Source organism: Cytobacillus kochii (genome assembly GCF_020171845.1).
GTDB classification, from domain to species: Bacteria; Bacillota; Bacilli; order Bacillales; family Cytobacillaceae; genus Cytobacillus; species Cytobacillus kochii.
Genome location: NZ_JAIVAM010000003.1, coordinates 136,770 through 153,573 on the forward strand (window position 1 = coordinate 136,770; position 16,804 = coordinate 153,573).

At 38.0% G+C, this 16,804-nt stretch carries 12 protein-coding genes; all 12 read left to right on the forward strand.

What is annotated here, in order from left to right; all coding sequences use genetic code 11:
• Window positions 1-3 precede the first annotated feature (3 nt).
• The 12 genes from ilvC (at window position 4) to LCM23_RS04180 (ending at window position 16,790) form a co-directional block, all read left to right on the forward strand.
• Window positions 4-1,026, forward strand: a complete 1,023-nt coding sequence (ilvC, locus tag LCM23_RS04125) for a ketol-acid reductoisomerase (protein WP_095372361.1) — start codon at window positions 4-6, stop codon at window positions 1,024-1,026.
• A complete protein-coding gene (locus LCM23_RS04130) occupies window positions 1,013-2,554 on the forward strand; it encodes a 2-isopropylmalate synthase (RefSeq protein ID WP_224935815.1) in 1,542 nt (513 codons plus the stop codon). The genes ilvC and LCM23_RS04130 overlap by 14 nt, the downstream gene beginning before the upstream one ends.
• 27 nt (window positions 2,555-2,581) lie before the next feature.
• Window positions 2,582-3,694, forward strand: coding sequence for a 3-isopropylmalate dehydrogenase (gene leuB, locus LCM23_RS04135; protein WP_224935816.1), 1,113 nt, complete (start codon window positions 2,582-2,584; stop codon window positions 3,692-3,694).
• A 64-nt stretch (window positions 3,695-3,758) separates the two neighbouring features.
• Complete coding sequence (leuC, locus tag LCM23_RS04140) at window positions 3,759-5,174, forward strand: 3-isopropylmalate dehydratase large subunit (RefSeq protein ID WP_224935817.1); 1,416 nt, start codon at window positions 3,759-3,761, stop codon at window positions 5,172-5,174.
• Window positions 5,175-5,186: 12 nt separating this feature from the next.
• The gene (leuD, locus tag LCM23_RS04145) at window positions 5,187-5,771 is read left to right on the forward strand and encodes a 3-isopropylmalate dehydratase small subunit (RefSeq protein ID WP_224935818.1); all 585 of its coding nucleotides are present in this window, start codon (window positions 5,187-5,189) and stop codon (window positions 5,769-5,771) included.
• A 159-nt stretch (window positions 5,772-5,930) separates the two neighbouring features.
• Window positions 5,931-6,947 carry a tetratricopeptide repeat protein gene (locus LCM23_RS04150; RefSeq protein WP_224935819.1) on the forward strand — a complete coding sequence of 339 codons (1,017 nt, stop codon included), beginning with the start codon at window positions 5,931-5,933 and terminating at the stop codon, window positions 6,945-6,947.
• A gap of 158 nt (window positions 6,948-7,105) precedes the next feature.
• Window positions 7,106-8,392 carry a trigger factor gene (gene tig / locus LCM23_RS04155; RefSeq protein WP_224935820.1) on the forward strand — a complete coding sequence of 429 codons (1,287 nt, stop codon included), beginning with the start codon at window positions 7,106-7,108 and terminating at the stop codon, window positions 8,390-8,392.
• Between the two features lie 448 nt (window positions 8,393-8,840).
• Window positions 8,841-10,106 carry an ATP-dependent protease ATP-binding subunit ClpX gene (gene clpX / locus LCM23_RS04160; RefSeq protein ID WP_224935821.1) on the forward strand — a complete coding sequence of 422 codons (1,266 nt, stop codon included), beginning with the start codon at window positions 8,841-8,843 and terminating at the stop codon, window positions 10,104-10,106.
• Window positions 10,107-10,713: 607 nt separating this feature from the next.
• The gene (gene lonB / locus LCM23_RS04165) at window positions 10,714-12,396 is read left to right on the forward strand and encodes an ATP-dependent protease LonB (protein ID WP_224935822.1); all 1,683 of its coding nucleotides are present in this window, start codon (window positions 10,714-10,716) and stop codon (window positions 12,394-12,396) included.
• 250 nt (window positions 12,397-12,646) lie between these two features.
• A complete protein-coding gene (lon, locus tag LCM23_RS04170) occupies window positions 12,647-14,974 on the forward strand; it encodes an endopeptidase La (protein WP_224935823.1) in 2,328 nt (775 codons plus the stop codon).
• Complete coding sequence (gene yihA / locus LCM23_RS04175) at window positions 14,971-15,552, forward strand: ribosome biogenesis GTP-binding protein YihA/YsxC (RefSeq protein ID WP_224935824.1); 582 nt, start codon at window positions 14,971-14,973, stop codon at window positions 15,550-15,552. The genes lon and yihA overlap by 4 nt, the downstream gene beginning before the upstream one ends.
• A gap of 455 nt (window positions 15,553-16,007) precedes the next feature.
• Window positions 16,008-16,790, forward strand: coding sequence for a transporter substrate-binding domain-containing protein (locus tag LCM23_RS04180; RefSeq protein WP_224935825.1), 783 nt, complete (start codon window positions 16,008-16,010; stop codon window positions 16,788-16,790).
• Window positions 16,791-16,804: the final 14 nt, after the last annotated feature.

Here is a 16,804-nt window from a genome sequence, read left to right on the forward strand (position 1 = left end):
ATAATGGCTAAAATGTACTATAACGGAGATGCAAATGAGAACTACTTAAACGGGAAAACAGTAGCAGTAATTGGATACGGATCACAAGGTCATGCGCATGCGCAAAATATGAGAGATAGCGGTGTAGAGGTAGTAATCGGCTTAAGGCAGGGAAAATCATGGCAGACAGCAGTTGAAGATGGCTTTCAAGTTTACTCAGTAGGAGAAGCGACTGCTAAAGCAGATATCGTAATGATTTTATTACCAGATGAATTGCAAACGAAAGTATATAAAGAAGAAATTGAACCAAATTTAACCAATCAAGCATTGATGTTTGCTCACGGATTTAATATCCATTTTAATCAAATCGTTCCACCGAAAGAAAGTGATGTTTTATTAGTCGCACCAAAAGGACCAGGTCATTTAGTAAGAAGAACATATGAAGAGGGAGCGGGTGTACCAGCGTTATTCGCTGTTCACCAAGATGTATCGGGTGAAGCAAGAGAATTAGCACTAGCTTATGCAAGAGCAATTGGTGCACTAAGAGCCGGGGGCTTAGAAACGACATTTAAAGAAGAGACAGAAACAGATTTATTCGGAGAACAGGCAGTATTATGTGGCGGACTGACTTCTCTTGTTAAAGCAGGATTTGAAACGTTAACGGAAGCAGGTTATCAGCCGGAACTCGCCTACTTTGAATGTCTCCATGAACTCAAATTAATTGTTGACCTTATGTATGAAGGTGGATTAGAAGGAATGAGATATTCTATTTCAGATACAGCACAATGGGGAGATTTCGTCAGTGGCCCACGGGTTGTAGATGAACGGGTAAAAGCAGAAATGAAAGAAGTATTAAAAGATATTCAAGAAGGTAAATTTGCTAAAGGTTGGATTATGGAAAACCAGGTGAATCGTCCAGTGTTTACAGCTATTAATGCAAAAGAAAGTGAACATGAAATTGAAAGAGTTGGTAGAGAGCTTCGCAAAATGATGCCATTCGTCCAAAACAATAAAAAGAAAGAAGTGGTGAGCAGTGCAACAAATTAATATATTCGATACAACGCTTAGAGATGGAGAACAGTCAGCAGGAGTCAACTTGAACTTCTCTGAGAAATTAGAGATTGCTAGACAGCTAGAAAGACTGAATGTAAACATCATCGAAGCAGGTTTTCCAGCCGCGTCTAAAGGAGACTTTGGATCGGTAAAATCTATTGCAGAAACAGTGAAGAACGCTTCTGTAACAGGTTTAGCGAGAGCGGTTTTATCGGATATAGATGCAGCATGGGACTCATTGAAGGGAGGAGCCGAACCAAGGCTCCATACCTTCTTGGCAACTAGTCCTATCCATCGTGATTACAAACTTAAAATGACAAAAGAGCAAGTAGTGGAAACGGCAGTTAACACCGTTAAGTATGCGGCGGAACGCTTCTCCATTGTCCAATGGTCAGCAGAGGATGCTTCAAGGACAGAATTGCCCTTCTTGGCAGAAATCGTGGAGAAAGTCATCCAAGCAGGAGCAAGGGTGATTAACATTCCGGACACAGTCGGATATGCAACACCGAAGGAATATGGAGAGATTTTTAAATATTTAAAAAATAATGTCCCGTCTATTGATAAAGTAGCATTATCAGCTCATTGCCATGATGATCTAGGGATGGCGACAGCGAATTCTTTAGCTGCGATCGAAAATGGTGCGACACAAATAGAGGGAACGATTAACGGAATTGGTGAGCGAGCGGGCAATGCAGCGCTTGAGGAAATAGCTGTCGCCCTTCACATTAGAAAAGATTTCTATAATGCCCAAACAACGTTAAACCTAGGGGAGATTAGCCGAACAAGTAGCCTTGTAAGCAAACTTTCCGGAATGCCTGTCCCAGCAAATAAAGCCATTATTGGAGCAAACGCTTATGCTCATGAATCTGGTATTCATCAAGATGGCGTATTAAAAGAGGTAACCACTTATGAAATTATTTCACCGCAATTAGTCGGTGTGCAATCTAACTCTCTTGTTCTTGGTAAACATTCAGGACGACATGCATTTAAAAATCGTTTAGACGAATTAGGATTAGATGTGGCAGACGAAGATATCAAACCACTATTTACCGTATTCAAAGATTTAGCCGATCGCAAAAAAGAGATGACAGATGAAGACTTAGTCGCCCTTGTGCTAGAAGAAAAATTGTCGAAGGAACAACGATTCTATGAATTAATTCAAATTCAAATTCAGTACGGTACGAATCAAGTGCCGACAGCAACGGTTACATTATCCGGTAGCGATAATCAAGTGATCCAGGAAGCGGGTACGGGTGCAGGTAGTATTGAGGCACTGTATAACACATTAGAAGCAAGTGTGAATGGTGAGATTAGTTTACTCGATTATCGCATTCAATCAGTTGGTGCCGGTAGAGATGCACTTGCGCAAGTGTTCGTTAAGTTAGCTTACCAAGGGGTAGAAACGAGCGGTCGAGGGCTCGCTCAAGATGTGCTCGAAGCATCAGCAAAAGCTTATTTAAATGCAGTTAACCGAGTCATATATATGAAGGAAAAAACGGAACCAGCTATGCAGAATAGTTAACATACATTTTAATCGGAGGGATAAAAGATGAAAAAACGTATCGCTGTACTACCAGGAGACGGGATCGGGAAAGAAGTTGCAAAGGGAGCAGTTGAAATTCTCCAAGCAGTCGGAGAGCGCTATAATCACCAATTTGAATTTTCTTATGGTATGATTGGCGGCCATGCGATTGATGAAAAAGGCAAACCACTTCCGGAAGAAACCATTCAACTATGCAAAGAAAGCGATGCGATTCTTTTAGGAGCAGTGGGTGGTCCTAAATGGGACCAAGTAAATCCTGAGATCCGTCCGGAGAGAGGGTTATTACAAATCCGTAAAGAGCTTAATCTCTATGCCAATCTTCGTCCAACAACTTATTTTGAAAGTTTGGCGCAATCTTCTCCTCTAAAAGATGAAGTGATCCAAGGTGTAGACTTATTGATGGTACGCGAATTAACTGGCGGATTATATTTTGGTCAACCGAGTGAACGCATGGATGCTAACGGGGAGTCTGCGGTAGTCGATACACTATTTTATAAAAAAGCAGAAATGAAGCGTGTAATCGAAAAAGCGTTTGTTTTAGCAGATAAGAGAAGAAAAAAAGTCACATCTATTGATAAAGCAAACGTGCTTGAATCAAGTAGGATGTGGAGGGAAACGGCAGAGGAAGTGGCAAAAGATTATCCGCATGTGTATCTTGAGCATATGTTAGTTGACAATGCGGCGATGCAGATGGTGACAAATCCTAAACAGTTTGATGTTGTCGTAACCGAGAATATGTTTGGTGACATTTTAAGTGATGAGGCTTCCGTTTTAACCGGTTCATTAGGTATGCTACCATCTGCTAGTTTATCTGAGAAGGGTCCATATTTATTTGAACCGATTCATGGTTCGGCACCTGATATCGCTGGCAAAAACGTGGCCAATCCGTTAGCAATGATTTTATCTGCTGCGATGATGCTTCGTGAATCGTTCGGGTTAGAAACAGAAGCGAATGAAGTAGAACGTGCTGTAAAACAAGTGTTAGATGCAGGCTTTAGAACGAGTGATATTGCGGAATTCGGCCAACAAGTGACATCGACAACAGAAATGATTGCGGAAGTAAAAGCGATGCTACTTGATAATGAAGCCATTATGCATATTATGGGTGCGTACGCTTAAATAATGGAGAAGGGACACGGCCCTATTGTGGGTCCGTGTTTCTTTTAGAAAGGTGTGAATATTAATGGGGCAATCAATTATAGAGAAAATATGGGAACAACATATTGTTCATCAAGAAGAGGGAAAGCCGGACTTATTGTACATTGATCTGCATTTAGTGCATGAAGTAACATCGCCGCAAGCATTTTCTGGCTTAAGAATGAAAGGAAGAACGGTTAGAAGACCAGATAAAACCTTCGCTACGATGGATCATAATATCCCAACAGATAATCGTAAAGTCATTAATGATAAGATTGCATTAAACCAGATGACAACACTAGAAAAAAACTGTGAAGAGTTCCAAATACCACTAGCAGGAATTGATCATCCAGACCAAGGAATTGTTCATGTCATTGGTCCGGAATTAGGACTAACGCAACCAGGGATGACAATTGTATGTGGCGATAGTCATACATCCACACACGGTGCATTCGGCTCAATTGCATTCGGTATCGGTACAAGTGAGGTGGAGCATGTGTTAGCCACACAAACCATCTGGCGCCAAAAACCGAAAACGCTAAAAATCGAAATCAATGGCAAAAGGCAACAAGGTGTATCAGCAAAAGATGTTATCCTATATGTTCTTTCTCAATATGGGTTTGATTTTGGAACAGGACATGTAATTGAATATACGGGAGAAGTAATTGATCATATGTCTATGGAAGAGCGGATGACGATTTGTAATATGTCGATAGAAGGTGGCGCGAGGGCTGGATTAGTGAACCCTGATGAAACAACATTTTCTTACTTAAGAGGACGTAAGTATGTCCCAACAGGGGAAGCCTTTGAACAGCTAGTGACAAAATGGCAATCATTAGTGTCGGATGAAGATGCAACTTATGATCGTGTGATTACTATGGATGCAGCCAATATTGCCCCAATGGTTAGCTGGGGGACAAACCCAGCGATGACCTCTAAAGTTACTGATTCAATTCCTACATCAAGTGATTATGAAACAGCTGTGGAAAAGAAATCACTTGAGAGTGCTCTTAAATACATGGGACTAGAGGAAGGACAGAAAATAGAAGATATTCAGATTCAACATGTATTTATCGGTTCTTGTACCAATTCACGACTAGAAGATCTACGTGAGGCTGCTTCTGTAATCAAAGGCAATAAAGTTCATCCTGATGTGCGAGCACTAGTTGTGCCAGGTTCACAAACGGTCAAGTCGCTTGCAGAAGAAGAAGGTCTAGATGAAATTTTTAGAGAAGCTGGGTTTGAATGGAGAGATTCGGGTTGCAGTATGTGTTTGAGTATGAATAATGATATTGTCCCTAGCGGTGAACATTGTGCTTCCACATCTAATCGGAATTTTGAGGGTCGGCAAGGATCTGGAGCGAGAACTCATTTAGTCAGTCCAATTATGGCTGCAGCAGCAGCTATTCATGGTCATTTTGTCGATGTTAGAAAAATGGTTGAAAGACAACCAGTAAGATAGGGAGCGGAGTAGATGACTGGATTTAAAACTTTAAAGGAAAAAGCGATTGCATTTGACCGTGCCAATGTAGATACAGATCAGATTATTCCTAAGCAATTTCTAAAACGAATTGAAAAAACGGGCTTTGGTCAATATTTGTTCTATGAATGGCGTTATATGGCAGATGGTAGTTTAAACCCAACATTTGAACTGAATCAAGATAAAAATCAACATGCATCGATTTTAATTGCAAATGAGAACTTCGGATGTGGGTCGTCTAGGGAGCATGCCCCGTGGGCCCTCCTAGATTATGGGTTCAAAGTGATATTAGCACCATCCTTCGCAGATATTTTTCATCAGAATTGCATGAAAAATGGTGTGTTACCGATTGCGTTACCAAAGGAGCAAATTGTGCAATTACTTGAAAAAGGCAAGCAACAGCCTTATCAATTAGAAGTGAATCTAGAGAAGCAAACGATTGGTGATGAAACAGGGTTCCAAGTATCATTTGAAATTGATGCTTATTGGAAAACGATGCTAATGAATGGGTGGGATGAGATTGAAATTACCTTGCAATTAGCTGATCACATCACTGCATATGAACAAGCATTAAGATAAGAAATGAATCATTACTTGTGAGCCCGTATGCATTGTATATAGGGCTCATTTTTTTATGAAGTTTTTCCGCTAAACCTCTCAATGGCACAATCCTTTTGCATTTTTCTCTTTTCATGCTACACTTACCTCTAAATAAGGAATTAAAGGGACGTAGGCAAAATGACAAAACATAATCGTGATGACAAAAAAAATAAAGTGATTCCCTTTCCCTTTTTAGATAGGCGTTTATTAGAGAAAGGGTTAGAGGCTCTACACCGTAGGGAGTTTCAAGAGGCAGTAGAATTCTTAACAGAAGCTTCAGAGCTAAATGATAAGGATGAAGATATTCAAACAGGTCTTGTGCTTGCCTTTTTTGAATCAGGTCAATTACAACATGCGCAAAAACAAGCGGAATACATGCTCCATAATGGGATAGGTGACTACCTTCAAGTGGTAGATATGTATTTGATGATATTAGTACAATTACATCGCTACGATGAAATTGTGACCACTATTGAATACTTATTTGAAGAGAATAAAGTACCTCATGAAAAATTTGAACATTTTAGTCGGTTGTTAGAATTCAGCCGTAGAATGGCTGAAGCAGATATAAAGTCCAGTGAGGTAGAGGACGACTCGGAAACTCACCTACAGCTTTTTGAAATAAAAGATCAACAAGAACAGATGATGCTCGCTAAAGAATTGGCAGAAAAGAATATTGTGCACAATGTAAAAGAAATCCTTTTCTATTTACGATCTGAGGAGGGACATCCCTTCTTTAAGACATTACTTCTCGATGTGTTAAAACAGCATCTATATAATAAGGAAGTTATTGTTGAAAAAATGGGTAATATAAAAAGTTTCGTTCCTGCACATTTGCCGGACTTTGAGCATTTCCAACAAAGGGTTGAAATGCTCAAAGTGTTAGAAGAGAAAATGGAGCAAGATGACCCCATTTTACTTGAACATGCTGCCTCTCTTGTGAACCGTCATTTATTTCTCATGTATCCGATAGAATTAGAACCTTTTTCGATTGAAACATGGTCTGCAGCTTATCATACTCTTGCAATTGATTACCTAGGAATGGACCTTGCTGTGGATGAGATGCTTGAGAAATATTGTGTCGAAGAAGAGGATTATCATGCAGCTATTACTTATATTGAAGCAATAGAAGAATTTTCTTATCCTAAAATATAGTCTCATTGTTGAAAGCTAGAGACGTTATGTTATAATATAATGGTTGTATTATGTGGATAGAAAGCTGATTCACCTTATATAAATGAATAATCGATTAGACATATTCATTCTATTTGCTGTGAATGAAATGATCATAGATTTTGGAGGGAAATAATAGTATGTCTGCTAAATTTGAAAAGTTAGAAGGGAACCAAGGGGTTCTTACAATTGAAGTAGATGCAGAGAAGTTAAACGAAGGTTTAGACGCTGCATTTAAAAAAGTAGTTAAACAAGTAAATGTTCCTGGCTTCAGAAAAGGTAAAATGCCTCGCAGCCTATTTGAAAAACGCTTTGGTGTTGAGTCTTTATACCAAGATGCAGTTGATTTTCTTTTGCCAGAAGCGTATGCAAATGCAATTGATGAAACAGGCATTGAGCCAGTTGATCGTCCTGAAATCGATGTAGAACAAATTGAAAAAGGTAAAGCGCTTATTTTCACTGCGAAAGTAACTGTAAAACCTGAAGTAGAACTTGGCGAATATAAAGGCCTTGAAGTAGAAAAATTCGATACAGAAGTAACGGATGAAGATGTAGAAAACGAATTAAAAGGCCTACAAGAAAAACAAGCTGAGCTTGTTGTTAAAGAAGAAGGTACAGCAGAACAAGGTGATACAGTTGTTATCGACTTTGAAGGTTTCGTTGATGGAGAAGCATTCGAAGGTGGAAAAGGTGATAACTTCTCATTAGAACTTGGTTCTGGACAATTCATTCCAGGTTTTGAAGAAGAATTAATTGGTGTTTCTGCTGGAGAATCTAAAGAAGTAAATGTTACGTTCCCAGAAGAATATCACGCTGCTGAGCTTGCGGGTAAAAAAGCAGTATTCAAAACGACTGTACATGAAATCAAAACAAAAGAACTTCCTGCATTAGATGATGAATTCGCTAAAGATGTAGATGAAGAAGTTGAAACATTAGATGCACTAAAAGAAAAAACGAAGAAACAACTAGTTGATAGTAAAAACCATGAAGCAGAGCACCATGTGCGTGATACTGTAGTAGAAAAAGCAGCAGAAAACACGACAATTGATATTCCAGCTGCAATGGTTGATACTGAATTAGATCGCATGATGCAAGAATTCGAACAACGTATACAAATGCAAGGTATGAACCTTGAGCTTTATTATCAATTCTCTGGACAAGATGAGTCTGCATTACGTGAGCAAATGAAAGTTGACGCAGAGAAGCGCGTGCGTATTAACTTAACTCTTGAAGCAATTGCTGCTGCAGAAAACATCGAAGTTTCTGAAGATGAAATAAACGAAGAAGTAAATAAAATGGCTGAAATGTATAATATGACAGCTGAAAATATTCAAATGGCGCTTGGTGGTAGCCTTGATGGTTTACAATCTGATATTAAAGCGAAAAAAGCAATCGATTTACTTGTAGAAAATAGTAAAACTGTTTAAAATGAATATAACAAAGTAACGGTAGCAACCCGGAACTTAAACATAACAAGGCGCGATCACATCGTGCCTTGTTTTCTACAATTTTAGATAATACATAATAGCAGTACGGCAAAAGCAGGATACCTTATCACATACATAACTGCCTGAAAAAAATTCCACTTATGGATGGGCATAAAAATGGACATGCTTATGGAAGTACAAGTTTTATTGAGTGATTTCCTTCTGCGAATCATGAATAACGTATTACGTACATAACTTAGAGGTAAGTGTTATTATTTCCTGTCTTTTGCTGAAGTGTGTTACAATGCAATACATAACTTAAAGGTTAGTTTTTATCAAGCGTTTTTAATAAGAACTGGCGAGTGAATTGGCTCAAATATTTAGCTAATGATAAACAAAAGTTCGCAGAAGATATATCGCTTAGAAGTTTGATCAAGGGGTGAAGGATTTGTTTAAATTTAATGATGAAAAAGGTCAATTAAAGTGTTCCTTCTGTGGGAAAACACAAGATCAAGTTCGTAAGCTAGTAGCTGGTCCTGGTGTTTACATTTGTGACGAATGTATTGAATTATGCACCGAGATTGTGGAAGAAGAACTTGGAACAGAGGAAGAAGTTGAATTTAAGGATGTGCCAAAGCCGTCCGAGATTCGCGACATTCTCGATGAATATGTAATTGGTCAAGACCAAGCAAAGAAAAACCTAGCTGTAGCAGTTTACAATCATTACAAACGAATTAATTCGAACAGTAAAGTAGATGATGTAGAACTGGCAAAAAGTAATATTGCAATGATTGGGCCAACAGGAAGTGGTAAAACTTTACTAGCTCAAACTTTAGCAAGAATTCTAAATGTACCATTCGCAATTGCAGATGCGACTTCATTAACAGAAGCAGGTTATGTTGGTGAAGATGTTGAGAATATTCTCCTAAAGCTTATCCAATCTGCTGACTATGACGTGGAGAAGGCTGAAAAAGGCATTATTTATATTGATGAGATTGATAAAGTGGCACGTAAGTCAGAAAATCCGTCGATTACAAGAGATGTATCTGGTGAAGGTGTGCAACAAGCATTATTGAAAATTCTTGAAGGCACTGTTGCCAGCGTACCTCCACAAGGTGGAAGAAAACATCCGCATCAAGAATTTATTCAAATTGATACGACGAACATCTTATTTATTTGCGGTGGTGCCTTCGATGGGATCGAACAAATCATTAAACGCCGTTTAGGTCAAAAAGTGATCGGTTTCGGTTCGGATAATAAGCAGAAAGAACTTGAACAAAATGAGTTGCTATCTAAAGTTTTACCAGAGGACTTATTGCGTTTCGGTTTAATTCCTGAATTTATTGGTCGTCTACCGGTTATTGCAAGCTTAACACCATTAGATGAAGAAGCATTAATTGAAATTTTAACTAAGCCGAAAAATGCTTTAGTAAAACAATTCCAAAAAATGCTTGAATTAGATGATGTTGAGTTAGAATTCGAGGATGAGGCACTAATCGAAATTGCTAAGAAGGCAATTGAAAGAAAAACAGGTGCCCGTGGATTACGTTCAATTATTGAAGGAATCATGCTTGATGTCATGTTTGATTTACCTTCTCGTGAAGATATTAAAAAATGTATCATTACAAAAGATACGGTCCTTGAGAATGGTTCACCAAAGCTATTACTTGAAGACGGTACCATTGTGAAAGAAGAAAGAAAAACGTCTGCATAAGTTTGAAAGGAACTAAACTTCGGTTTAGTTCCTTTTCTATTACTCCAACAAAAAGGGTGAAGGACGATAGAGAAAAAAGATAAGTAATTTCGCCCCATCTACGGAGTAAACGGTAGTGGCTCGTAATTGTAGAGTGGAAATCGCAAAGATAGCAGAGGAAAGTCGATTAGCTCGTGCATGTAGAGTGGAAATGTCAAAGATAGCAGACAAAGTCAATTAGCTCGTACATCCAACGTGAAAACCACAAAGATGGCTGAACAAACCAACTCACTCGAAAAAGACCTTATAGTCAAGGTAAGCTGTGGGTTCTTTTAACGTAAAATAATAAATCCGTAAAAAATAGTAAAACTTGTTAATTACAGTACGATCGAGGTTTATTACTAGAGGTTAAACAGTAGATGAAAAGAATATACCACTTTCTTATGTATCACAATTACAGCTAAACAAAAGGCAAATTTATTTCATTGATTTCCTTTTTTACTAAACTATAATAAATGCTAAAACAACCATAAGCTTCCTCTCATTGAATTTAAAATTCTTGTTTATTCCAACTTTGCGCAGGAGATACTATCCATTAACAGCAAGAAAATGTTCAGGAGGGAATAGGATGAGTTGGACGGGAATTGCATTGTTTGTACAGCTATTTTTTGGGATTGTTATTGGGCTCTATTTTTGGAACTTACTTAAAAACCAACGTACACAAAAAGTCTCTATTGATAGAGAGTCTCGTAAAGAAATGGATCAATTAAAGAAGATGAGGTCAATAAAACTGTCAGAACCTCTGTCAGAGAAAGTTAGGCCAACGACCTTTGATGATATTGTAGGTCAAGAAGATGGCATAAAATCACTTAAAGCGGCACTTTGTGGACCAAATCCTCAGCATGTCATTATTTATGGGCCTCCTGGAGTAGGTAAAACAGCTGCAGCCAGATTAGTATTAGAAGAAGCAAAGAAAAATCAAAAATCACCATTTAAACCATCCTCAGTCTTTATTGAACTAGATGCGACAACCGCTCGCTTTGATGAAAGGGGGATTGCTGATCCACTTATTGGATCTGTACATGATCCGATTTATCAAGGGGCAGGAGCAATGGGGCAGGCAGGAATCCCACAACCAAAACAAGGAGCAGTCACAAATGCCCATGGTGGGGTCTTGTTTATAGATGAAATTGGGGAGTTACATTCTATTCAAATGAATAAGTTGTTAAAAGTGTTAGAAGATCGCAAAGTATACCTTGAAAGCGCTTATTATAATGAAGAAAATATGCAAATTCCTTCTCATATACATGATATCTTTAAAAATGGTTTACCGGCAGATTTTCGGTTAGTGGGTGCGACAACAAGAACACCTAATGAATTGCCTCCAGCTATTCGTTCACGTTGTATGGAAGTGTTTTTCCGGGAATTAACAGAAGAAGAAATCGCAGAAGTTGCTAAAAAGGCAGCCGATAAAGTGAACTTAAAAATAAGTGAACAAGCTTTACAAACATTAGCATCTTATGCAAGAAACGGCCGTGAATCAGTCAACTTAGTACAAACGACGGCGAGTCTTGCAATACAAGAAGAGCGCGATTATATTAAGGACGAAGATGTCGAGTGGGTTATCCAATCAAGTCAGTTAGTGCCGAGAATGGAAAGAAAAATCGGAGAAACAGCAAAGGTTGGTTTAGTTAATGGCTTGGCTGTTCATGGACCTAATTCCGGTGCTTTATTAGAGATTGAAGTTACTGTGATTCCTGCTAAAGAAAAAGGATCAATTAATATTACAGGAATTGTAGAAGAAGAAAGTATTGGCGGACAAGGAAAATCAATTCGAAGAAAGAGTATGGCACGTGGCTCAATTGAGAATGTGATTACAGTTCTTCGCTCAATGGGTGTACCTGCAGATGATTATGATATTCATGTGAACTTCCCTGGTGGTGTGCCGATTGATGGCCCATCTGCTGGGATTGCAATGGCTACAGGTATTTATTCAGCTATTTATAAACATCCAATAGACAATACAGTGGCAATGACAGGAGAAATTAGTATTCATGGTGCTGTTAAGCCTATTGGCGGAGTATATCCAAAAGTAAAAGCTGCTAAAAAAGCTGGTGCAAAGACGGTTATTATCCCTGAAGAGAATATGCAATCGATATTAAATGAGGTGGAAGGAATTCAAATTGTTACCGTTAAAACGTTGAATGAGGTGTTCGAGTTCGCCCTTCACAAAGAATATCAACATGAAAAGCCGTTAATTTCACCACTAGATGCGTCAGCGATTGATCTTGCTAAAAAGGAAAGTATGTGAGGTACTAATAACTTCGGCAACAACTGCCGGAGTTTTTCATTCCCTTCGTTTTAAAGTCCTATAAATAGGGAATGAAATAAGTAATTGTCAAGCTAGAAATGAAGAAAACAAACAAAACGGTTGTACTTTTTAACTCTTTTCGCAAACGAACTAGATTAAAAAAGTCGACACTGTGAAGTAAATAAGATAAAATTGTACAAAGAAAATGAATTGAAATCTTGATACATATGCATTTTGGAGGTGCAAGTATATGACGAATAAGAAAGAGATCATCGTCCCCCTCCTGCCGCTTCGAGGTTTGCTCGTTTATCCTACAATGGTCCTGCACTTAGATGTAGGTCGTGATAAATCAGTACAAGCACTTGAAAAAGCAATGGTAGATGACCATTTAATCTTTTTAACAACACAAAAGGACATTTCTATAGATGAGCCTGACAGCAATGATTTATATCATTTAGGTACTCTTACTCGGGTAAAACAGATGCTCAAATTGCCCAATGGTACGATTCGTGTACTAGTAGAAGGACTTAAACGTGCAAAAATCGCAGAGGTTTTAGATGATGAAGACTATTTTTCAGTAAAAGTTGAAGCATTCGAAGAGTCTGAATCTCGCGATGTAGAAGACCAAGCATTAATGCGTACTCTTTTAAGTCATTTTGAACAATACATAAAAGTATCTAAAAAAATATCAACAGAAACATTTACATCTGTTACAGATATTGAAGAACCCGGTCGTTTAGCTGATATTATTGCTTCTCATCTTCCTTTAAAACTTAAAGAGAAACAGGAAATCTTGGAGACGATTAATATAAAAGATCGTTTGAATCGTGTGATCAGCATTATTCATAACGAAAAAGAAGTGCTTAATTTAGAAAAGAAAATCGGTAATCGAGTAAAGAAATCGATGGAAAGAACGCAGAAAGAATATTATTTGCGCGAACAGATGAAAGCCATTCAAACCGAATTAGGTGATAAAGAAGGTAAAACAGGAGAAATTGCAGATTTAAAAGCGAAAATCACAGAAGCAAATATGCCTAGTAATGTAGAAAATACTGCATTAAAAGAGTTAAATCGTTACGAAAAGGTTCCTTCTAGTTCGGCAGAGAGCTCTGTTATTCGTAATTATATCGATTGGCTATTAGCTATACCTTGGTCTAAAGAAACGGTCGATGATTTAAACATCAACAAAGCAGAGAAAATCCTTGATCGAGATCATTATGGTTTAGAGAAAGTAAAAGAGAGAGTGCTTGAGTATTTGGCGGTTCAACAGTTAACGAACTCTTTAAAAGGCCCTATCCTCTGTCTCGTTGGACCTCCGGGTGTAGGGAAAACAAGTCTCGCGAAATCAATCGCCTCCTCACTCAACCGAAATTTTGTCCGGGTATCTTTAGGTGGTGTCCGTGATGAATCAGAAATTCGCGGTCATCGAAGAACATATGTTGGTGCAATGCCTGGTAGAGTGATCCAGGGGATGAAAAAAGCAGGAACAGTCAATCCAGTATTTTTATTAGATGAGATTGATAAAATGTCTAATGATTTTCGTGGAGACCCTTCATCAGCAATGCTTGAAGTATTAGATCCTGAGCAAAATCATAACTTCAGTGATCACTATATTGAAGAGACATATGATTTATCGAAAGTTATGTTCATTGCTACGGCTAACAATTTAAGTACAATTCCAGGACCATTATTAGATCGCATGGAAGTCATTTCAATTGCTGGTTATACAGAACATGAGAAGCTTCATATTGCCAAGGACCATCTTTTGCCAAAACAAATTAAAGAGCATGGTCTTTCGAAATCTCAATTGCAAGTGAGAGATGATGCTGTTCAAGCTGTTGTTCGTTATTATACTAGAGAAGCTGGTGTTAGGAGTTTAGAACGTCAACTGGCTAGTATTTGTAGAAAAACGGCAAAAATTATTGTATCAGAGACGAAAAAAAGAGTAGTAGTTACGGCGAAATCACTTGAAGATTTCTTAGGTAAGAAACGTTTTAGATACGGCCAAGCTGAATTAGAGGATCAAGTCGGTATCGCTACAGGACTTGCTTATACAACTGTAGGCGGAGATACACTTCAAATCGAAGTCTCTTTATCAAAAGGTAAAGGCAAGTTAGTCTTAACTGGTAAACTTGGTGATGTGATGAAAGAATCCGCTCAAGCAGCTTTTAGTTATGTGCGTTCAAATGCGAAGGAATTAGGGATTGATGAAAACTTTCATGAGAAATTCGATATTCATATTCACGTTCCAGAAGGGGCTGTTCCTAAAGATGGTCCATCTGCAGGAATCACAATGACTACTGCACTTGTTTCAGCATTAACCGGTGTACCAATTAGAAGAGAAGTAGGAATGACAGGTGAAGTAACGTTGCGTGGTCGTGTCTTACCTATCGGTGGATTAAAGGAGAAATCACTAAGTGCTCATCGGGCGGGATTAACGAAAATTATCTTACCAAAAGATAATGAAAAGGATATAGATGATATTCCAGAATCGATTCGTGAGGAACTTTCATTTGTGCTTGTATCCCATGTAGATGAAGTGCTTAAAGCAGCGTTAGTAGACGGGGTGGAACAATGAAGGTTGTAAGTTCAGATATTGTCATCAGTGCCGTAAAGCCTGAGCAATATCCAGATGTAGAGTTACCAGAATTCGCATTAGCAGGTCGATCGAATGTAGGAAAATCTTCTTTTATTAATAAAATGTTGAATCGTAAAGGATTAGCAAGAATATCTTCTAAGCCAGGAAAAACGCAAACATTAAACTTTTATCTTATTAATGAAATCTTACATTTTGTTGATGTACCAGGATATGGCTATGCAAAAGTGTCAAAAAAAGAAAGAGAAGCATGGGGGAAAATGATTGAGACATACCTCACTTCTCGAGAACAATTACGAGCGGTTGTTCTGATTGTGGATTTAAGACATCAGCCTACTAAAGATGATGTTATGATGTATGAATTCCTTAAACATTATGAGATTCCTTGTATCATTATTGCCACAAAAGCTGATAAAGTACCAAAATCGAAATGGCAGAAACATATTAAAGTGACGAGAGAAACCCTTGATGTTGACCCTAGTGACTCCCTTATCTTGTTCTCTTCAGAAACAGGAAAAGGGAAAGAAGAAGCATGGGCCGCTATGAAAGGATTGATGTAACCGGGTTCAAGGTTAATATCAAACAAACATTTAAAAAGGCGAACAAACCGGATGAAGCCGGATTTGTTCGCCTTTTTTTGTTAATGATTTCATTTGCTATATCTTTCATCTTGGTAGTATTCAATGGTTATCAAAATAAGTGAAAAGTTAATCATTTTTTTGAAGTTTACGTTTATTTTTCTGAATTTAGGGAAATTAGACTATGTACGTAAATTTCGGTTTACATAATTTCACTTGAATCAAGTGAGCCCTTCTCCCGCTATACTTAGTAATAGAGATGATATAGGAGGATACATGTTTAATAAGGAGGATAGAGTATAAGAGGGATGTGTGAGACTTTCTTACAGTTTTATATCTTAAAATATCATAAAATATGAATTTTGAGAATAATTTGTAAGAGTGGTAAGGTTGATAGCGTATATGAAAAAAGAACATACAAGGGGGATATTTTACTAGTGAAAAAGATACTTAAGGGAATGATTGTTGCTGCATCTGTAGCTGTATTAGCTGCATGTGGCTCAAATGAAGAAGCGAGTAGTGGAGGAATGGATTTAGCAGAGGAAGGGAAATTCACTTATGCTTCATCGGGAGAATTTAATCCATTTAGTGTAACGCAAGATGATGGTTCAATGACAGGTTTCGACATTGAAGTAGCAGAAGCAGTTGCAAAAGAGCTAGGACTAGAACCAGTGCAGCAAAAATTTAAATTCGGTGGAATTGTTGAAGGTGTAAAATCAGGACGTTTTGATGCGGCTGTTGCTAGTCATACAATAACAGAAGAAAGATTACAAGCTGTTGATTTCTCGATTCCTTACTATTATTCAGGCCCACAAATTTATGTGAGACCGGATAGTGATGTAGAAACATTAGAAGATTTAGAAGGTCTTGAAGTAGCTGTAGCTAAAGGAACAACGTATCAAAAAACAGTATCAGAAGTTACTGATAATATTAAGTTTTATGATAGCGATGTCGTAGCACTTGAGGCTTTATCTAATGGAAAGCATGATGCTGTAATTACCGATTTTGTTACAGGTAAAGAAGCGATCGGTGCGGGTATGAATATTGAGGGAAAACAGCTTTTAGAAAAAAGTGAGCAAGCGATTGCTGTAGCCAAAGACAATGAAGAGCTACTTGAAAAAATTAACGATGCATTAGAGAAGCTTCATGAAGATGGAACCTTGACTGAAATTAGCAAGGAATATATCGGCGAAGATATTACTGTAGAATCAGAAGAATAATTTTCTGTTGGCGA